12 protein-coding genes and 3 pseudogenes are annotated in these 18,040 nt (G+C 68.4%); 5 read left to right on the top strand and 10 right to left on the bottom strand.

Features of this window, described 5'->3' with window-relative positions; translation table 11 throughout:
* A pseudogene (locus ACF1AL_RS37685) lies at positions 1-573 on the top strand (FUSC family protein); the annotation flags it as partial.
* Here ACF1AL_RS37685 and ACF1AL_RS37680 read toward each other — a convergent pair.
* Entirely contained in the window at positions 547-1,074 is a 528-nt protein-coding gene (locus ACF1AL_RS37680; protein WP_391780954.1) for a phosphate-starvation-inducible PsiE family protein, read from the bottom strand. The pseudogene ACF1AL_RS37685 and the gene ACF1AL_RS37680 sit on opposite strands and share 27 nt — an antisense overlap.
* A gap of 523 nt (positions 1,075-1,597) precedes the next feature.
* Between ACF1AL_RS37680 and ACF1AL_RS37675 the strand changes: the two genes are divergently transcribed.
* A complete protein-coding gene (locus ACF1AL_RS37675) occupies positions 1,598-2,740 on the top strand; it encodes an acetate/propionate family kinase (RefSeq protein WP_391780953.1) in 1,143 nt (380 codons plus the stop codon).
* Between the two features lie 233 nt (positions 2,741-2,973).
* Here ACF1AL_RS37675 and ACF1AL_RS37670 read toward each other — a convergent pair whose 3' ends face one another.
* From ACF1AL_RS37670 to ACF1AL_RS37660, 3 genes are read right to left on the bottom strand one after another with little or no spacing between them, the layout of a single operon-like run.
* Complete coding sequence (locus ACF1AL_RS37670) at positions 2,974-3,543, bottom strand: DUF6262 family protein (protein WP_391780952.1); 570 nt, start codon at positions 3,541-3,543, stop codon at positions 2,974-2,976.
* Positions 3,540-6,023 (bottom strand): hypothetical protein, encoded by a 2,484-nt coding sequence (locus ACF1AL_RS37665; RefSeq protein ID WP_391780951.1) that lies wholly within the window; start codon positions 6,021-6,023, stop codon positions 3,540-3,542. Before ACF1AL_RS37665 ends, ACF1AL_RS37670 begins: the two co-directional genes overlap by 4 nt.
* Positions 6,023-7,192, bottom strand: coding sequence for a tyrosine-type recombinase/integrase (locus ACF1AL_RS37660; RefSeq protein ID WP_391780950.1), 1,170 nt, complete (start codon positions 7,190-7,192; stop codon positions 6,023-6,025). Before ACF1AL_RS37660 ends, ACF1AL_RS37665 begins: the two co-directional genes overlap by 1 nt.
* Before the next feature lie 132 nt (positions 7,193-7,324).
* On the opposite strand from ACF1AL_RS37660, the pseudogene ACF1AL_RS37655 reads away from it, so the two are divergent.
* Both ACF1AL_RS37655 and ACF1AL_RS37650 read left to right on the top strand, forming a co-directional pair.
* A pseudogene (locus tag ACF1AL_RS37655) lies at positions 7,325-7,480 on the top strand (LexA family protein); the annotation flags it as partial.
* Between the two features lie 84 nt (positions 7,481-7,564).
* Positions 7,565-7,876, top strand: a complete 312-nt coding sequence (locus ACF1AL_RS37650) for a hypothetical protein (protein WP_391780949.1) — start codon at positions 7,565-7,567, stop codon at positions 7,874-7,876.
* Between the two features lie 823 nt (positions 7,877-8,699).
* Here the strand turns inward: ACF1AL_RS37650 and ACF1AL_RS37645 are convergent.
* The 5 genes and pseudogenes from ACF1AL_RS37645 to ACF1AL_RS37625 all read right to left on the bottom strand — a co-directional run.
* Positions 8,700-9,209, bottom strand: a complete 510-nt coding sequence (locus ACF1AL_RS37645) for a ComF family protein (RefSeq protein WP_391781038.1) — start codon at positions 9,207-9,209, stop codon at positions 8,700-8,702.
* A gap of 230 nt (positions 9,210-9,439) precedes the next feature.
* A complete protein-coding gene (locus ACF1AL_RS37640; RefSeq protein WP_391780948.1) occupies positions 9,440-10,405 on the bottom strand; it encodes a DNA-processing protein DprA in 966 nt (321 codons plus the stop codon).
* A gap of 122 nt (positions 10,406-10,527) precedes the next feature.
* Positions 10,528-12,153, bottom strand: coding sequence for a hypothetical protein (locus ACF1AL_RS37635; protein WP_391780947.1), 1,626 nt, complete (start codon positions 12,151-12,153; stop codon positions 10,528-10,530).
* A gap of 615 nt (positions 12,154-12,768) precedes the next feature.
* On the bottom strand, positions 12,769-13,071 hold the full coding sequence (locus ACF1AL_RS37630) for a transposase family protein (protein WP_391781037.1): 303 nt from the start codon (positions 13,069-13,071) through the stop codon (positions 12,769-12,771).
* Between the two features lie 199 nt (positions 13,072-13,270).
* Positions 13,271-13,579, bottom strand: a pseudogene (locus ACF1AL_RS37625) (transposase); the annotation flags it as partial.
* Between the two features lie 2,490 nt (positions 13,580-16,069).
* Here ACF1AL_RS37625 and tcmP point away from each other — a divergent pair.
* Entirely contained in the window at positions 16,070-17,251 is a 1,182-nt protein-coding gene (gene tcmP, locus ACF1AL_RS37620; RefSeq protein ID WP_391780946.1) for a three-Cys-motif partner protein TcmP, read from the top strand.
* A gap of 37 nt (positions 17,252-17,288) precedes the next feature.
* Here the strand turns inward: tcmP and ACF1AL_RS37615 are convergent, their stop codons facing one another.
* Positions 17,289-18,035 carry a DUF5131 family protein gene (locus ACF1AL_RS37615; protein WP_391780945.1) on the bottom strand — a complete coding sequence of 249 codons (747 nt, stop codon included), beginning with the start codon at positions 18,033-18,035 and terminating at the stop codon, positions 17,289-17,291.
* Between the last annotated feature and the right edge of the window lie 5 nt (positions 18,036-18,040).

Raw genomic sequence — 18,040 nt, 5'->3', positions numbered from 1 at the left:
CGTTACGCGGCCGCGGTGCTCCGCAGCTACGCCGAACCGACCCGGGAGCATCGCGCCGACATGCGCAGGACACTGCTGGAGAGCAGGGAGGCACGCGCCGCCTGGCAGGAGGCCTACGACCAGGCAAGGCAGGAACCGGTCCGCCCCAGGGGGCTGACGTCGCGCGAGGCGCAGGAGGCGCAGGAGGCGCTCAAGGGGTTCGGCCGGGCGGCGATGCTCATGGAGAGTCACGTCCCGCGGGCCGGCAGCCGTGTCGTCCCCGAGGCGGAGCGGTTCGCCGAGGCCCTGGAGACGGACACCGCGGAGGCAGCAGTCGCCGTGCGCGAGCACAGGAATCCGGACTGGGGGCGCGTGGAGGAAGCGCTCAACGCGTGGCAGGACGCCGCCGACAACCGGAGCCCGGTCGTGCGGCGGGAGGCGGAACTGCAGAAACGGGCCTTGGAAGAGCTCGCGACGGCCGTGAGCCGCACACCCCTGGAACGGGACGTCGGCTCTGCTCGCGAGGAGCAGCGGGTGCGGGCGACCCTGGCTGCGGAAGGTGACGGATCAGGACCCGCGCACTGGGGTGGGTGACGGCTCCGGCGACGGGGAGCGCCGCGCCTCCTGAGGCCGGAAGTAGTCTCCCGGCCGCGTCGAGCGCCGCCACACGTACACCGCTGTCGCCATCACGAGGATCAGCCCCGCCAAGATGAGCAGTTCGATCCCCTCGGGGTTCCAGCGGAAGGACTTCTCCGCCTCGGCCGTCACGATGAGCACCTTGCGGATGCCGGCGATCAGACCGACAACGAGGAACGGCTCCGCGTCGAGGGTCCGGTTCCTGATGGTGAGGCGGACGGTGTGGAGCAGTTCGGCCACGATGAACAGCACCAGGCTGCTGTCCAGGGCGGAGAGAACGACCGTCTCCGCGCGGTACGGCCCCTGGATCGACCTGATGACGTCGTGGACGACCTCGACGGTCAAGAGCCCCGCGAGCAGTACGAGAAGCGCCGCGACGACGAGGTGGATGCCGTCCTCGATGAGCTGTAGGAGGCCCTGCACCCGGCCGCCCTCGAGCTTCGGGAGAATGGGTCGCACATTCGCATGCTACGGGTGCCCCGGCCCGCAGGCGCGGCGTGCTGCCGAACGGGTGGACGAGCGGACCCCTCCCTGTGGTGGCAGCCTGGGGGGAAGCGGCGAGGCGCGACATCACCGAGGCCTACCAGGCGGCAGGACAAGGGCTATGAGGCAGCCCGACGCGGACACGAACGGCAGAAACCTGCGGCCCGTCCTGTCGCCGACCCGGGGTCTACTTGGAGACGGCCCGGGACTTCGCCTCCGGCCTGCGGGAGGAACCCCTCCGCCGCACCGCCAGGGGCATCGCTGGCAGCCGGACACCGACAGTGCCCCAGGCAGCCAACGAGCAGGTCCCCGTGTCCGATGAGGCCGAAACGTCGGCACCCGCCTGCAGGAGGGAATTGGGACATCGGCGTCGTCCTCACCGACCTGCCGAGCCGGGCGGAGCACAACCCGGTCCGTACCGAGGCCGACCCTGAGCACAGGGTCGCACTCCGTGGCGGGCGCGTCGTGCCGGAGGACGCGAGTGCACTGGAGGTGTGTGATGAGTGCTGACCGTTCCCACGAGAGCCGTAATGGTCACGTACTGGCCCTTGATGCCGGCTCTTCCAGCCTTCACATCGCTCTGTTCGCGGCGGACGGTGAACGGATGGCGGATCGAGACGCCTCGGAGTCGCCGGGGCCTGCTGCGGTGGCGGAACTGCGGAACTTCCTCAGCGAGGTGCCCGCTCCTGCGGCGGTTGGTCACCGCATCGTCCACAGCGGCCCGCACCTGACTGGACATACGCTGATCGACGCACGCGTACGGGCTCTGCTGGCGGACGTTGCCGATCTCGCGCCACTGCACGTGACCCCTGCCCTGCAGATGGTGGATGCCGCACGAGAACTCCTGCCCGACGTTCCTCATGTCGCCTGCTTTGACACTGTCTTTCACAAGGATCTGCCGGCACAGGCGCGCACGTACGCCGTGCCGGAGCGATGGCGAGCCGAATACGGGCTGCGCCGGTACGGCTTCCACGGGCTTTCCTACTCGTGGGCACTGCAGAGGACGGCGCAGGCCCTGGGCCGACCCGCCGACAACCTCCAGGTCGTGCTCGTGCACATGGGCGGTGGCTGCTCGGCATGCGCCGTCCGGAACGGACGCAGCGTGGACACCACCATGGGCCTCACTCCGCTGGAAGGCCTGGTGATGAGCCGGCGCAGCGGCAGCCTCGACCCCGGCGCGCTGTTGTGGCTGCAGCGGCGGCACGGTCTGAGCACAGACGAATTGGATGACACACTCCACCGGCATTCCGGTCTGCTCGGCCTCTCCGGTACCTCGGGAGACACCCGGGACCTGGTGCGCGCCCGCGCGGAGGGTGATACCGCGGCCGCGTTGGCGCTGGCGACGTTCGCACTCAGCTGCCGCAGGGGCATCGCCTCGATGGCCGCCTCGCTGGACCAGCTGGACGCGCTGGTCTTCACGGGGGAGATCGGCGAAGACCAACCCGAGGTACGCGAGGAGATCTGCTCGGCCCTGACTGTTCTCGGTGTACGAGGCGGGCTGCTCGTCCCCGAACTGGAAGATTTGATGCGGGAAGGCCTCCGACGCATCGATCAGGCGGGGAAAGGTGTCCCGGTCCTCGTGGTCGCAACCGGCGAGACACAGCAGATCGCCGCCGAGACCCGACGGGTGCTCGGCATGTGACTGGCCAAGGCAACTGCCGGCACATCCACACTTGCCTGGCCCGCGCAAAGAACCGGCCTACTGTACCAGGACAGCACGGAGGAGCGGCGACGTCTGTAGGGTCATCAGCGGGCTGTGCTCCGCCCAGTATTGGGACAGCCGAATGCGCGGCCTACCCAGTACCGAGGCCGGTCACCAGCCGACCTGCATCTCCGGGGCAGAGGACCAAATCCGGGGCGGGCCCGCCCGGGCCCTCATCCGGCGCCACCACGGGCGAGCGCTCCTGGTCCCGATTGTTCTCCAAGCTGATTGAGAGCCCGCGTGAGCTCACGATTGGCTTCCCGGGCCGCCGTCAGATCGGCCTGGCTCTCTTCCAGAGCGTCGGTCAATTCGATGTTGCGCTGCTCGAGCCGGGTGATCGTTCGCTGAAGTTCCTCGATGTCAGTGGGAGCACCAAGGCCCGACTCGCGCCAGGCTTGCTCGCCCAGCTCCTGGGACAAGCGCCTCTCCAACTGCTGAATTCGGGCGGACAGGCGGACGGTGCGGGCCTGCGCGTTCGCGAGATCGGCCTGGAGCGAGGCCCTGCTCACCGCGGAGGCACGCGATACCGGGTCCTGCTCGGCCGGCTCGAGCTCGGCAGCGTGAACCAGGGCGAGCAGATCCCGGTGCCGGTACAGGAAGGTCCGGTCCACCCCGGCCTGACGGGCGATGCCCGAGACCGTGATGCGGCACCCCTTCTGTGCGGCCGCGCTGATTGCCTTCACGACTCGCTGTCGGCGCCGGTCGGAATCCGCCTGGCGGCCGGCGCTCATCGCGGTGCTCACGTAGTTCTCCTCGGTCGGACGTCAGGTAAGGGCTGGCCGATGCGGGGCATCCCCAGCATCACGCTGCGCCCGCGGCGGATGACCGAGACCGCCTGCTGGATCTGCGCCTGCTCCTCGTCGGTCAGATCGTCCAGGTCCGCCTTGACGCGGTTGATCAGTCGGCGGACCCGACGGATCTCCTCCTGGGACGGCATGGCTTCGGTGCGCGCCCAGTCGTCCGCTTCGAAGGCGGACATCAGCTTCTCGCGGCTCCGCAGGAGGTCTGCGTGGTACGCCTCCAGATCCGGCAGATAGGAGACGTCGGTGTGGAAGTGTTCGCAACCCAGGCAGCGGAAACGTAGCGGGCAGCTGTGCCCGCCGGCCGCCACGTTCGTGGGTTCCCTGCACAAGCCGTACGCCGTGGCAACCTCGCCGATCTCGCGCCGTACGTGCTCGGAATCCAAGAGCCCCTGAACCTGGCGCCACACCCGCTTGCCGTACCGGTCGAACTGCATGACCGCGACCCGGTCGATGGCTTCACGACGCCGGTCCTGGCCGATGCGGTAGTACGCCTGGCTGGTCTGCAACTGGCGATGGTCCATGAGGTCCTTGAGGACCTCCGGCTTGACTCCCGCATCGGCGTGCCGCTGGGCGAAGCTGTGCCGGTACGCGTACGGAAAGATCTTCCCCTTGTCGAACGGCAGGAGCTTCGTGACGAGTTCGCCCTCCACTTCCACCTCGATGGGCACGAAGAACTCGGGTAGGGCACGGACCCAGTTCCGGTGCTGTTCCCAGATACCCGCGATGGGTTTGGTACCCCACGGGTTAGCGACCGGAGAGGGCAGCAGCTTCAGCTCGGAGGACGGGGCGTCGGGGAAGCGCCGTCGTACACGTTCCTGCTGAGCGGAGATCACCGCCGCAGTCACCTTGGCGATCGGGAGCCGCCTCCCCAGCCGGAATGCCTTGTGGTTGTCGTAGAGGAGCACGGGACTGCCATTCGGATCTCGCTCAAGGCAGTCCAAGGGGAGCCGGCAGACTTCGTCGGGCCGACGGCCCGTGTCGATCAGCAGTTCCGCGCATACCCGCACTTCAGTGCTGCTCATCTCCTCCAGGAGGTTCAGGTTGTCGCAGAGCTGCTGCATCACCTCGTCGGGCAGGTCCTTGCCGGCGTCGGTGTCCTCCGGATCGTCGGGCATGTCCTCGGGCCCCATGACGAAGTCGGCCCGCAGGCCTTCGAGGATCTCGCCCTTGCCGGTGAGGCCGAGAGTGCGCCACCGGTTCAGGACCTTGCGTACAGTGCGCGCCATGTAGAGGCGCTGGTGCGCACTCAACTGCCCGTTCTCTGTTTTGAAGGCGAGCCGGTTACAGAACGCGACAATGTCGCGCCGGTCGAGCAGCGCAACGATCTGCCCACCGTCCTCACGCTGGAGCCGCAGGCTCTTCGAGAGCTCCACCATCGCGTCGATCTGCCGCTGCAGCGTGCGACCGCCGCCTTTCCCACGGCGCCGCGGCAGATCATCAGCGGCCCAGAGCCTCGTTGCTTCGCGCAGCACGTCCTGGCGGATCTCCGTGAAGTCAGCCGTGCCGCTGAACCCGAAGATCGCGAGGTCCCATACGTCGCGGCGCGACTCCTCCTCCGGGGTCGTGCCGAGCCGGTGGAGGGTCCTGCGCATGGCCGTGACCAACGAGACGTGGTGGCCCTTCAGCCCCGCCGCCTCCGGATCTTCGAGGTCTTCGAGGGTCTCGCACCGCAGGACACGGAGTCGGTCGCAGATCACCCGCAGGTAGTGCCCGATCGTCCGCACGCCGTTCGCGGTGCGCTGCTGCACGCAGTACAGAAGCTCGGCGACCAGCCGTCGCGGAAGGCCCCGCAAGCTGACCTCGCGCCCCATGTGGATCGGCGGAGCCGTCAGCCGCCACAGCTCTTCGTCGCCGTCGAAGGTGCCCAAGAGCTTCGCCTTGCTGAGCTTTTGCCGGTGCGCGTCGCAGTACGGCGTGCTCGGGGTGACCCTCTGACGGAGGCAAGCCGCCACACCGCACACTCCATGACCTTGAAGCGGCTGCGGGGAAGGGTGGACGAGGAACTCATTGAGGGAGATCTTCAGCCGGTGGTTCCGCTGGTAGTGATGGTTCTGGCAGAGAGCCGCAGTCGGGCTCCGCCAGGGCCGCTTGCAGCCCGGCAGTTGGCACAACTCCTGGCGGACGTGGACGACGTTGTAGCGCTCGTGGGTGCTGAGGAAGTCCTCGAGGCTCAGTCCCGACTTGTTCCAGCGAATGCGACAGCCGGAGCACAATGGACCCCTGCTCTCGTATCCCTTGTCGCATCCCCTCACTTGACACTCCGGCATCCCGATCACCGGGTGTTCCAGCGGGTACAGGAGGATGCCCAACTCCCATTTCCAGGAGATGAGTTCGAGGAACTCTCGGTCCAGGGCCTCGATCAGTTCCTGGGTCCTTGCGGCGGCCGCTGGCGGCTGCACCGGCAGGGGGATCGCCGACATCAGCGCTCACCTCGTCCGTACAGCTCCCGCGGAGACGGAACCCGCTCCACCGCCTCCCGCAGCCGAGCTTGATCCGGGATCACATAGGGGCGGGCCGACTCGGGGTGCTTCTGCCCCAATAGGGCTTGAACCTCATCGAGTTCGCCGCCGGCGTCCGACACATTGCTACCGAACGCGCGACGGGCCATGTGCGGCCCCACCTTCCTTGAAAGCCGCGCCCGCCACGTCAGCCGCTCGAACAGCTCATAGATCGCCTCCGGTGTCATCGGCGCTCCAAGCACTCCGCGGAAGAGGTTCACCAGCAGGAAGTCGCTGCCGCCGGCGCCGAGCAGCTCGAACCGTTCATCGACGTACTGGTCGTAGGCCTGCACGACAAGGAAGTCCACGGGCTGAATCCAGGACTCCCGGGACTTGGACCAGGCGCCATTGGAATTGTCCCGGCGTCGCACGTGGATGTGGGGTCCCTTGTAGTCGCAGCCGAGCGCACGCGAGTCCGCCAGCATGTGGCAGTCGGAGCGATGGATGCCGGCTGCTTGCCCGCGCCGGAGACCCACCCGCCCCAGCAGCAACACAATCAGTCGGTCGCGGGCACAGCGGCACTGCATGAACATGCCGACGATCTCCTCGTCGGAGGCCCGGTCGACCTCGGTCTCCGGCTCCTGGAGCCGGTGGCGGGCCCGGAGTCGGGAGAACAGCCCGGTGTCCTCCCCCTGAGCCTCCGCGGGCAGGTCTCGGCTGTCGCCCAATTCGTACAGCTGCCCGAGTACAGAGCGCGGCGCCTCGGCGACCGAGACCGCGTACGAGAGGAACCCGCGGGTGGCCGAGAGCACAACGTTGATCCGGCGCTCACGCCGAACCGGCGTGCCTCCCGGACCGGACCGGACAACGACAGGACCGTCGTCATCCGCTCGGGAGGGAGTGTGCTTCAGCCAGACGATGAACAAGCCGAGGTCACGAGCGGCCTTCCTCCAGTGGCGGCCGGTTACACCGCACCAACGGAGGTAGAGCGCCGCGCCTCCCGCGTTCGCCTTGGTCGTGAGTTCGGCTCGGCTGCGACCGAAGCGCTGGTATCGCCCCCAGCTGTCGGCGACGGGGACGACCAGGAGGTCGTCATCGAGGACGGTCCAGTACCGCGTGCCCGAGGGCAGGACCACGGGGAAAGCCCGCATGCGTAACTCCGGTGCTCTGACGGATCATGCAACAACCCGCCACAGAGCCACACCCCGCGAGTACGAGCGTCCAAGCACCAACGAGGAACACCCGCACCACGTCACACCACATCTACAGGAACCCTGTAGAACGTCGCGGCCATGATCGACGGCGAGGCGACGGTCAAGCGCCTCAAGCGGGACGGCTCGACCGTGTGGCTCGTGCCGGAGAACGATGCCTACGCTCCGATCCGTGGCGATGCAGCCTCCATCCTCGGCAAAGTCGTGGCGGTCATGCGCAGCCTGTGAGCCCGTCGACTGCGGGTTGCGGCAGGTCAACGACCGGTCGGCCGTTGTGGTTGACTCCTTGCTCTCACTGAAATGGGGGAACACATGAGCGGCGAGGCCGACGTGGCGTGGGAAGAGGTCGCGGACAGCTGGCGACTGGACGAGTTGATGGAGGGGCGTATGCAGCCCACCACGAGCGACGACGTCCTGATGCTGATGACGATCGGGGCGCTGCGTCCTCGGCAGCCGCTCAATGAGGCCGTACGGCGAAGGACCTTCGACGCCATGCTGGCGGCGGCTGAAGACGGCGCGGAGACTGCAGAGGACCACACCGCACGCGATCCTGCCCGGATCGAGCAGACTCTCCAGGCCACGCTGCAGGCCTTCGAGAAGGCCCGGCAGCAGCGCCCGGAGTAGCCGGGCAGACTGCTCGCTCCAGGACCACCACGAGGCGCGAAAATCGGTATCTGCACGGTCAGGAAGCGCATCCGCGCTGCTCTGGGCTGCCGCAGATGAGCCCGCCGCCCTGGTTCAGCTCCCGCTGGTATGCGGGTGGAGCCACCGAAGCGTGGCTGCGGGCAAGGCCGTCGCCGCTCGCCTGTGTGCCGGGACGATCGGTGTGGAGGTCGAACACCAACCATCGGTCGCCCCGTCGCGCAGCGCTGGATCACGCTTGAGGCATCTCATCTGGTCTGCACCCCTGGACGCCGCGCACGGGGGGACGCGGCGTCCAGAGGAACTGCCCGACAACGTACCGCGCCATCCAGTCGCTTATCGCACATTTCGGAGAATCGACTCGCGCGTCTGGGCGCTCCACCCCTCGCTCACACGTCGCCAGCCGCGGCCCGGCCGCAGACGCTGACAGGTGCAAGGGCGAACGCCAGCTCGAAGACCCATCACGCCAGTACGCGCCACCGCGGCCAGCTCCGGATCTACGCGGTTCCGACCGACCGCTGCCCCGGCGACTCGCGTGTGCCGGTCGGCTACGGCGTCATGCGGGCGAGCCCTTGGGCGAACTGCAGCGTCGCGGGCTTCAAGCCCTCGGTTTCTGCTTCCTGGGATACCTGGCTGGCAAGCTCCACCGCCGCCCGTCGTGGCAGCAGACGGGTGCTGAAGGGGCCGTAGGCCGAGAGCAGGGCGGTGCCCAAGCCGTTTGCCGCCCGCGACTGCTCGGCCGCACGAGTTCGACACGGCGCGTCCGGCATTCCCCGCCGGCCGGAAATCCGACGAGCCGGGTCAGTCATCCGCTCCACGGGACTCGTGCGAGAACGAGCCCCCGGACGTCGGCAGCGCCGGTTGCCCGGAGCCGTCGCGCAACGTGCTGGAGCTGCGATCCGCTGGTGAACACGTCGTCGACGAGGAGGATGGTGGCTCCCGTGATGTCGTCGATGTCCCCGGTCCAGGTCAGGGCGGCGGCATGTGCGATCGCGGCCGCGCGCTTCTCCTCAAGGGTCCGGTTCGCGGACCGGGCTGTCTCCGTGCGTTTCACCAGCCGGTGGGCGCCCGGCGGGCTGAGCGGGAAGGCACGCCGCATGTCCTCCGTGTAGGCGGCGTCCATGATCGCCTCGATGTGCTGAATCGGTTGACGGCCGGTGTGGGTGGGGTTGCCGACGACGTAGTCGACGCCCTCCATCTCTTCGGGGTGGCTTTCCATCCAGCCGACGAGGAGCCGACCGAAGATCATCGCCCAGCCCGGTATCCCGTCGTACTTCAGCTTATGGATCTTGTCGCGCAGGGCTCCGGAGTACATGGCCACCGCATCGACGCGGGAGAACCCCCGCTCGGATTCCGGCAGCGCACACACTCGGTTCCCGCACTGTCTGCCGGGCGAGACGGCCTGGGAGCAGACCGGGCAGTGGGCCTCGGCAACGGGCTGGAGGGTTCGGCCGGCGCAGTCGGAGCACAGGCGGGCGGTGCCGGTGAGGCGGTAGGCGCACACCGGGCAGTCGGGGAAGCCTGCCGGATCCGGGAGACCTGCCGTCACAGGCCGGCCAGGGCGAGCTGCTGGCGCTGCTGGCCAGCGGCCTGGATGTCCGCGGCCTGGCCGAGGCGATCGGTGATGTCGCTGGAGGCGGTGACCAGGATCGCCTTGCCTTCATCGAGCATCTTCTTCGCCCAGGGCTGGGTGTCGGCGAGTGAGCGGATCAGGAAGACGAGCTTGCCGTGCTCGGCGGCCAGGCGGGCCTGCATCTTGGCACCCGAGGTGCTGGAGGCCTCGATGACGACGCTTCCCAGGGTGGTGCCGCTGGTGACGACGTTACGGCGGGGGAAGGTGTACTTCGCCGGGGGGCTCTTGGGCCAGAACTGGCTGAGCAGCGCTCCGCCGGCGTCCAGGATCGCCTTCGCGAGCGGACGGTTCTCAGCCGGGTAGATCGAGGCGGCGATGCCGGTGCCCATGACGGCGAAGGTCCGGCCGCCCGCGGCAAGAGTGGCCTGGTGGGCAGCTGCGTCGACGCCTTTCGCGAGGCCGCTGGCGATCACGACGTCGTGCTCGACGAGCTCTCGGGCCATCCGGGCCGCCCGGCGCAGCCCAGCTTCGGAGGCCTGGCGGGTGCCGACGATGGCGACGGAGCGAGCGTCGCGCTGGTCGAGCTCACCGCGGTAGAAGAGGAACGGCGGCAGGTTGCCGATCACGCGCAGGTTCGCCGGATAGTCCTTGTCCAGGACCGTGACCAGGCGCGCGCCGGCCTTGCTGGCCGCGGCCAGCTCGTCGTCGACTCGGGCCCGTGCGTCATCCAGACCCGCGGCAAGGGCCTGCTGCAGCAGGGGCCGGTTCTTGGTCGCGGCACGGGAGTCCTCGCGCACCTGCCCGTCCATGAGCGCGGCCAGGCCGTCGGGGCTCTGGGCGCCGCGGGCGAGCAGATTCCAGTCGAGGGTGGCGTCACCGGTGCGTAGCGCACACAGGGTCAGCAGATCGTGCTGCTCAGCGGTGATATCGAGGTCCATCAGGGTTGTCCTTCTACTCGTGGCCCCGGGATGTTCGAAGGATGAAGCGAGGTATTCGGGCCACTTCCATCATGGCGTAAGGAGCCCCCGTACGGACAGGAAGGGGGCGTCGGGCCGGTTCCTCATCCCTGCCGCCGCTGTTCCATCCGAGCGAGGGCTTCGGCAAGCTGGGTGGCCCCGCCGGGCGCCGCGACCGGCTCCCAGATGATCCCGACCGCCAGGCAGATCCCGCTGACCAGGCGCTCAGCCTCGCTGGTGCCGTACCACTGCTCGACCTGTCCTGGCAGGGCGATCCACCACAGGGCGGTGGTCGTCGTCTTCCCGGCCGGCATGAGGTACTCGCCGCGCCAGACGAGGGGGTACGCCTGCTGCTGGAGGTGGGTGAGCATATCCGCGAGGTGCCGTTGCCGGGCGGTCTTGTAGGCGGTCATGGGAGAGCGGGTGCCAGCAGGAACCGGGCGGGGTGCCGGGTGATCCATCCGGGCAGGGGCCGCCTCAGGGGTTTGGGGTTCGACGGCGCGCTCCTCGGCGGCGGCGAAGTGCTCCATCGCCGTCGTGAGGACCGCCGACGGCCCTTCCTCCGCTCCTCCAGGGCCCGTGGTCGTCTGGAAGTGCGCCAGGGTGGCGTCGTTGGTGGTGAAGGGATCGATCGTGACGCCGGGGCGCAGCCGGTAGACGGTGTGGCGCGAGGGGTACTTTCCGATGGTCAGTGCGATGACCCGTGCTGCACCGGCCTCGCTCAGGAGGATGCGGGCCCACTCCAGGGACTTCCCCTCGGTGGTGAAGTCGTCGAAGACGATCACCGTCTTGCCGGCGATCTTCTTCTTGTAGGCCGGGTTGACTCTTACGGTGCGGGCCTGGGCGGCAATGGAGATGTCCCGGCCCGTCGACTGGCCGACGCTCCTCTTGTACCGCTCCAGGCTGGTGTCCGGGGCCTGGGCGACACGCTCGAGAAGGTCCTCCTTGTAGGAGGAGCCCGTCATGACCTTGGCGCGGTCCAGGAAACCAGCGAGCTGCGGATTGCCCTTGGCGGGTGTACTGCTGGGGTACACGCAGAAGAAGCTCTGACCGGGCAGCGCACCATCGAGGTAGGCCGCACACAGAAGGTGCAGCATCAGGACATCGCGCGCGTCCTCGTCGCCGACCTTGACGGTGTTCTCGTAGGTGAAGATGTCCTTGATCGTGAAGGTCCGGCCGCCGCCGCAGGGGAACCGCGCGTTGAAGGGCAGCATCGAGCGGATCGCGAAGGCGCGGTCCTCGTCATCGAGACGGAACGCCCAGCGCGGCTCGTGCAGCAGGAAGTACTCAAGGAGCTTGATGACGTCGGCCGGCTCGTCGGACATCAGCGAGGTGATCTTCGCTCCCAGACGGCTGGCCCAGCGGGCGTGGATGTGGACGACACCGGCATGGATACCCGTGTACCAGTCGAACTGCGAGGTCCCTATGAGGATGAGCTGGTTCATGCGCAGGTCGAGTCTGTCCGCGACCGCCTCCAGCCATGCCTTGTTGCCACGCTTCGCCTTGTCCGGGATGTCGTCACGGCACAGATGCAGGGCCGGTTCAGGAAGGCCAGCAGCAGCAAGGACCGACTTGGCGTCCATCGGGTCGTTGGTCAGCAGCACCCACGCCACGTCGCGCTGATCGAGCCACCGCAGCAGTTCAGCGATCCCTCGGTGCGAGCGCCCGGGCGAGCACAGGACCGCTTTGTAGTCCATCACGACCGCGCGCACCGTGCTCGTCTCGTCCATGTTGCCCCCAACTGCTATGCCCTGACCATGAGCTGACCTTCTTGCCATGATCTCAGCCGGTCTGCCAGAGCACGGGCGTTCCCCGGTTCTGGCCGCGCGGCAGCCGCTCGTGCGACCTCGCAGTCGGGACCGGATGTCAGTGAACGAAGCCTTCGAGCAGGCCCTTGCCTCCCTATCGAGCACCGCCGAACGCGTCCAGGCAGAGGCAGTCCGCACACTGGTGCGCATCATCAGGGACGACCCGGCACACCGGCAGCAAGCTCTCCTAGCGCTCGGCAGCTTCGCCCGCAGTCGGCGTGGCCGACCGGGCTACCGCGCCGAACCGATTCTGGGCGCGCGCACGGCGCTGTACGCCTTCGACTCCCAGCGTGCGGTACGGACACTCATCTGCGGTGGAGGGCTCCGCAGCCGTGCTGTTGGCCACGCCGGCGGTGACTGCTCACCTCGTCGGCGATGGGGCCGTCAGAGCCCAAAAAGGACAGCAGTTGTCCATCACTTCGAGCAACAACTGCTCCAAGACTGCCTGCGGGTCTTGGGACCCGACCATCCGAACACCCTAACGAGCTCGTGCATGGTTGGCAGGGAGACGTCGAGGATGGCGGCGGGGCTCGGTGTTCACATCTGCCGCACCGGCGTCAGGTCCGCGGTCTGCTGATGGAACAGCAGACCGGCGACGGCATGGACGATGTCGCTCATGTGCTCGCGGCGGCCGAGATGGCGGGCCAGCGCCCGCCAGTTCTTCAAGTGCGCGATGCCGTGCTCGACCCGTATGCGTTGCGAGGAGTGTGCCTTGCGCTGCCGCTCGTGCATTTCCTCGTACCAGTCAGGAGGGTTCTTCTTGAACTTGCGGTGCGGAGGTGTCACCACACATCCGCCGCTCTGGGCACCCAGGCCCTGGTAGCCGGCATCGGCGAGAATCTTCCAGTACCGGAGCGCTCTGCCGTCTTCATTGCCCTCGCCAACACTCTTGCCGCGCCCGGCGCTCCTCCAACATCCTCAGCCATGTCGTTTCCTGCTCCGACGCCGTCCGGGGAACAGCGCATACCCGTACAGCCCGGAGAGGAGCAAGCGGCGGCGTGAGTGGTTCCTGGCCCGACATACCGGGTGGTGCCGGGTGCCGGCAATGCAGGAGCAGGGTCGAGGCGATGGACCCGTCATCGGGGACGTCAGGTCGCGGCAGTCGGACAGCACGTCTGAAGTGGTCGGGCTTGCGCTTGGAGCGGCGGTGCAGGCGCCAGCAGCCGGTGAACCAGGCGATGGTGCGTTCGACGCCCCAGCGGTGTCGGCCCAGGTGTGTCGAGTTCTCGATGCCGCGTCGGGCGATGCGGAGGATGATGCCGCGCGTGCGTAACCATCGCCGCAGGTGGGAGTAGCCGTAGCCCTTGTCCGCGCGCAGCTCGGCCGGGCGTCGACGCCGTGGTCCGCGGCCCTGGACAGGCAGGTAGGCTACGTGGCCGCCCAGGGAAGACAGGGGAAGGCAGTGGCCGTCTCATCGACGAAATTGTGGAGCTTGGCGGCAGGGTGTTTGGCCCTGCTGCTGGTCGGGTGTGATGGGGCCGGTACGACTGCCCACCCGCAGGCTGGAGAATCCCGGTCCCATCCGGTGACCACCGCGAGGGTGACCGGCAGCTCCAGCTATACACCGACCGACGTGGCGACTGTGTCGCCAAAGCCCACACGTAAGAAGCCAACTCCGAACTGGGGCAAACAGTCTGGCCCGCGCTTTGTCACCGAGATGGGAGACCGGCGCACCCGTCCGGCGCCGAAGCTGCCCGCCCTCGGCCAACCGGCGGGAGCTCAGATTGAGGTGAGCGGAGGCTGGACGGCCAGTCTGCACGTTACGTCGACAGGCGCCCAGGCTCGTGTGAAGTGCCAAAGCCGGCCCTACGGCGGGAGCCAGCGAGTGTGGACCTACACCGTCACGAGCCAGCCGGGCCTCAGTGAATTCGGTTTGCCGCGGCGGGGCATGTTCTTTCAGATAGAACGTGTATCGGCGGAGCACGGCGTAGGGTGGGAAACGTCCGTCTCTGGGACCTGGCAGTCCGCCGAGGACGTGCACTTCTCCTGGAGCGAAGGGAGCAACTCCGACGGTTTCGACGGGGCAGCAAGTAGGCCCACGACGATCCGGTTGCGTGAGAGCACGGACCATAGACGAGTGAGTTTTGCGGCCGCCAGTGTTGCGGTTGCGGATTTTACCTACACGCAGCCCGTCGCCGGAATCAATGTGTGGGGCACGGTCGTGTGCCCACGCTAGTGCTGGGCGGCTGCGGCAACTGGTCGCACCCACGGATCACCCATCCGAAGATTGGCGTTGGCTGGCCAGCCCATGGGCGATGCTCCCGCGCGGGGACGACCCCTCCCTGTTCGTGTAACGCAGGTGCACCAGGGAACTACCCCCGCGGGCGCGGGGACGACTCCGGGACCATTCCCGCGAGCGCCGAGACCCCGGAGCTACCCCCGCGGGCGCGGGGACGACTGGCGAACGCCACGATGCGGGGGAGCACGAGCAGAGATACCCCCGCGGGCGCGGGGACGACGCGGGGGCAGGGGATGCGGGCGATGAAGGAGGGGAGCTACCCCCGCGGGCGCGGGGACGACATCGCGGCCAGGTGCGCGGGCACCATGTTGTGGGAGCTATCCCCGCGGGCGCGGGGACGACCCGACGTGGGCCAGCGCGGCAGCCGCGTAAGGGGAACTACCCCCGCGGGCGCGGGGACGACGTGTGGCTCTTGTGGATCCGGGCGTTGGTGTCCGAGCTACCCCCGCGGGCGCGGGGACGACGGCGTGCCCGTCAGCGCGATGCGCACCGGCGGCGAGCTACCCCCGCGGGCGCGGGGGTTGCTCCGCGTTCTCGTTGGCGAAGTCGATGCAGCCGAAGTCGTCCCCGCACCCGCGGGGGTTGCTCGTGGTGCGTTCCGACGTTCTGGCTGGTCGTCATGTCGTCCCCGCACCCGCGGGGGTTGCTCGCGGGCCGGGTGAGGTCGGCATGCGCGGAGTATGTCGTCCCCGCACCCGCGGGGGTTGCTCGCTGCGGGAGCCGTTCGCCCCGACCGAGATCCGGTCGTCCCCGCGCCCGCGGGGGTTGCTCGCACGCGGACGCCGACCTGACGCTGAGCCTGTTGTCGTCCCCGCGCCCGCGGGGGTTGCTCCCACGACTCCCCCAGCAGCCCGAGCCCGGCGCCGTCGTCCCCGCGCCCGCGGGGGTTGCTCCTGCGCCTCGGCGATCAGCAGGACGGCGAGGGCGTCGTCCCCGCGCCCGCGGGGGTTGCTCGCCGTCTTCGACCTGCCCGGCTGCGTCTCCGAGGTCGTCCCCGCGCTCGCGGGGGTTGCTCCCCGTACACGGGCCAGTACTGGGACGACGGCACGTCGTCCCCGCGCCCGCGGGGGTTGCTCCCGCTCAGCGTTCCACCACCCCGACCGAGAGGAGTCGTCCCCGCGCCCGCGGGGGTAGCTCGGAGCGCGGCGTGCTGTCCGGCAAGGCGGGCGGGTCGTCCCCGCACCCGCGGGGGTAGCTCCCGGTCCGCGGCGTGGCTGGAGGAGAACAGGGCGTCGACTCCGCACCCGCGGGGGTAGCTCCGTCGGCATCTCCCAGGCCGGCCCCGACCGCATGTCGTCCCCGCGCCCGCGGGGGTTGCTCCAGGGCCCACGCGGTTGCCCCAGGATCGGTTGTCCCCACACCCGCTGGGGTTGTTCCATCTTGACTGTGTCGATCTCCCTTTCGAAGAGGCCGTCCCCGGACCAACGAGGGTTGCTCCATAAAGGAGCTGATTTGTACACCGGCCGCGCGCGCCGTGCCTTGCAGCAGCACAGCCCTTTAAGGCGAGTGGTGGCGTAATGGGCCTCTTGTCGATTTGAGACAAGTCGCTGACTATGCGTGACAGAGGGTTAGTTGAGCCCTGGCGGTGGGAGGGGGGCCATGTCTACAGGAACGGGCGGGGCTTACTGGGCGGACAAGGCGCTGCCTAGCGTTTTCAAGCATGAGCTGCTGAAGCGGTATCTGCCGCAGTTCGGCGGCATGACAGGTACTCATTCCCAGGACAGGCGTGTGGTGTACCTGGACGGCTACGCGGGCGAGGGCCGTTACGAGAGTGGCGAGCCGGCGTCAGCAGAGATCGCTCTTCGGGTCGCCTCCCATTTCCGTGACAAGCGCGATCTGACCCTGGAGTGTTTCTTCGCGGAGCCGCAGCCCAAGTCCTTCGAACGGCTTCAGGCGGTGGTGGAGCAGTACCTGGCTGGCGGTGTGCTGGCGCACTCGCACCGTGGTGAGGTCGATGGCGTCCTGGACAGCGTGGTCTTGCGGGCCGCAAGCGAGCCGCTGTTTCTGTTTTTGGACCCGTGCGGGCTGGCTCTACCCCAGGACCGGCTCGTGGACGTGCTGGCGCGGCAGCGGCCGCACAGGTGGCCGCCGACCGAGCTGCTGATGAACTTCAGCATGATGGCGGTGTGGAGGCTGGGCGGCCATGTCCGTTCTCCGAAGGGCAACGAGAGGTCGCTGCAGCGGTTCGACGAAGTGTGCGGCGGCACCTGGTGGCGTGAGTACTTCGCCGACGCCACGGCAGCGTCCGCTCACGACGGCGCTGCGGAGGACGCCATCGAGGCAGTGGCAGCCGAGTACGCGCGGCGTCTGGCCCGGCGCACGGACATGCAGGTGCAGTCCGTGCCTGTCTCGCGTGCGCCACACAAGCGGGCGGTTTACCGGCTGGTGTTCGCCACCCGCAGCCCCTACGGCCTGTGGGTGTTCGGTGACGCGGTCGCCCGCGCCCGCACCGAGTGGTGGAAGACCCTGGAGCTGCAGGAAGAGCACAACGACCCAAACACCCTGTTCTCCACCGTGTCCATGCTCAGGCCTGACCCGACCGTCGTGGAGCAGGAGGCCGTCCCCGTCATGGCCGGCAACCTGGAGGCGCTGCTGCGCGCTGGCCGTCCGATCAGGCTGGTCGAGCGCACGCTTGAACTCTTCGGCTCTTACTTTGGACAGGTCACCGAGCCAGCCGCCCGCAAGGCCGTCAAGTACCTGCACCAGCAGGGCAAGACCCCCAGCACCGGCGTCGGCGGGGCGAAGACCCGCGAACTGATCGTCCTGCCCCCGCCTCGCTGAACACCCGCCACACGACAAAGCCGGACGTGGCCAGCAGTCACACGGCCGCGGGCAGAGGCATCTGGTCCCAGGTCCGCCCTTGCAGCTCGCGGCCGCCGGCCTTCGGCGTGCGGCCGCCCCACTGCTTGAAGAAGAACGCCACCTGCTCCTGCTGGCAGGTGTCGCGGATGTGCGTCACCCACGCCTCCTCGAGCGGCCGGTGGCCCCGGCCGGACTCGCCTCCCGCGATGACCCAGTGGATGCCTGCCAGGTCCAGCCCGTGCAGAGGGCCCAGCAGCGGCTCGCACGACAGAAACCGGACCGCCGCCGGCACCTGCCGTAGGTCGTCGACGCGCGACAGCTCGCGTGCGCTCTCCACGGACACGCCCATCCACAGGTTGGCCGGCCACTGAAGCCTGTCGGCGACCTGCCGCACTCGGCGGGCCCGCTTAGTGAGGACCTGGTACGTGTGCTGCGGGGTGTCGGCGATCACCTCAAACACGCGCCGCACGTAGTCCAGCGGAACCCGGGCATGGAAGAGGTCGCTCATGGAATTCACGAACACCGTGCGCGGGCTCTTCCATCCGTACGGCACTGTTAGGGCGTCCGGATGCACCGTCAGTCCGAAGCCGGGACCGGACGTCCGCGGGTCACCGTCGGCTTGGTACTTGGGCGAACCCATCGCCTTCAAACGCTTCGCAAGCGCCAGTGCGTAGCAGTTGTCGCAGCCCGCTGAGACGCGGTCGCATCCTGTGGTCGGGTTCCACGTCGCCTCTGTCCACTCGATCGAACTGCGATCACTCACGGCTG

It is taken from the genome of Streptomyces sp. NPDC014801, assembly GCF_043082085.1.
Lineage (GTDB): Bacteria > Actinomycetota > Actinomycetes > Streptomycetales > Streptomycetaceae > Streptomyces.
This window is presented reverse-complemented; position numbering and strand designations above follow the sequence as displayed.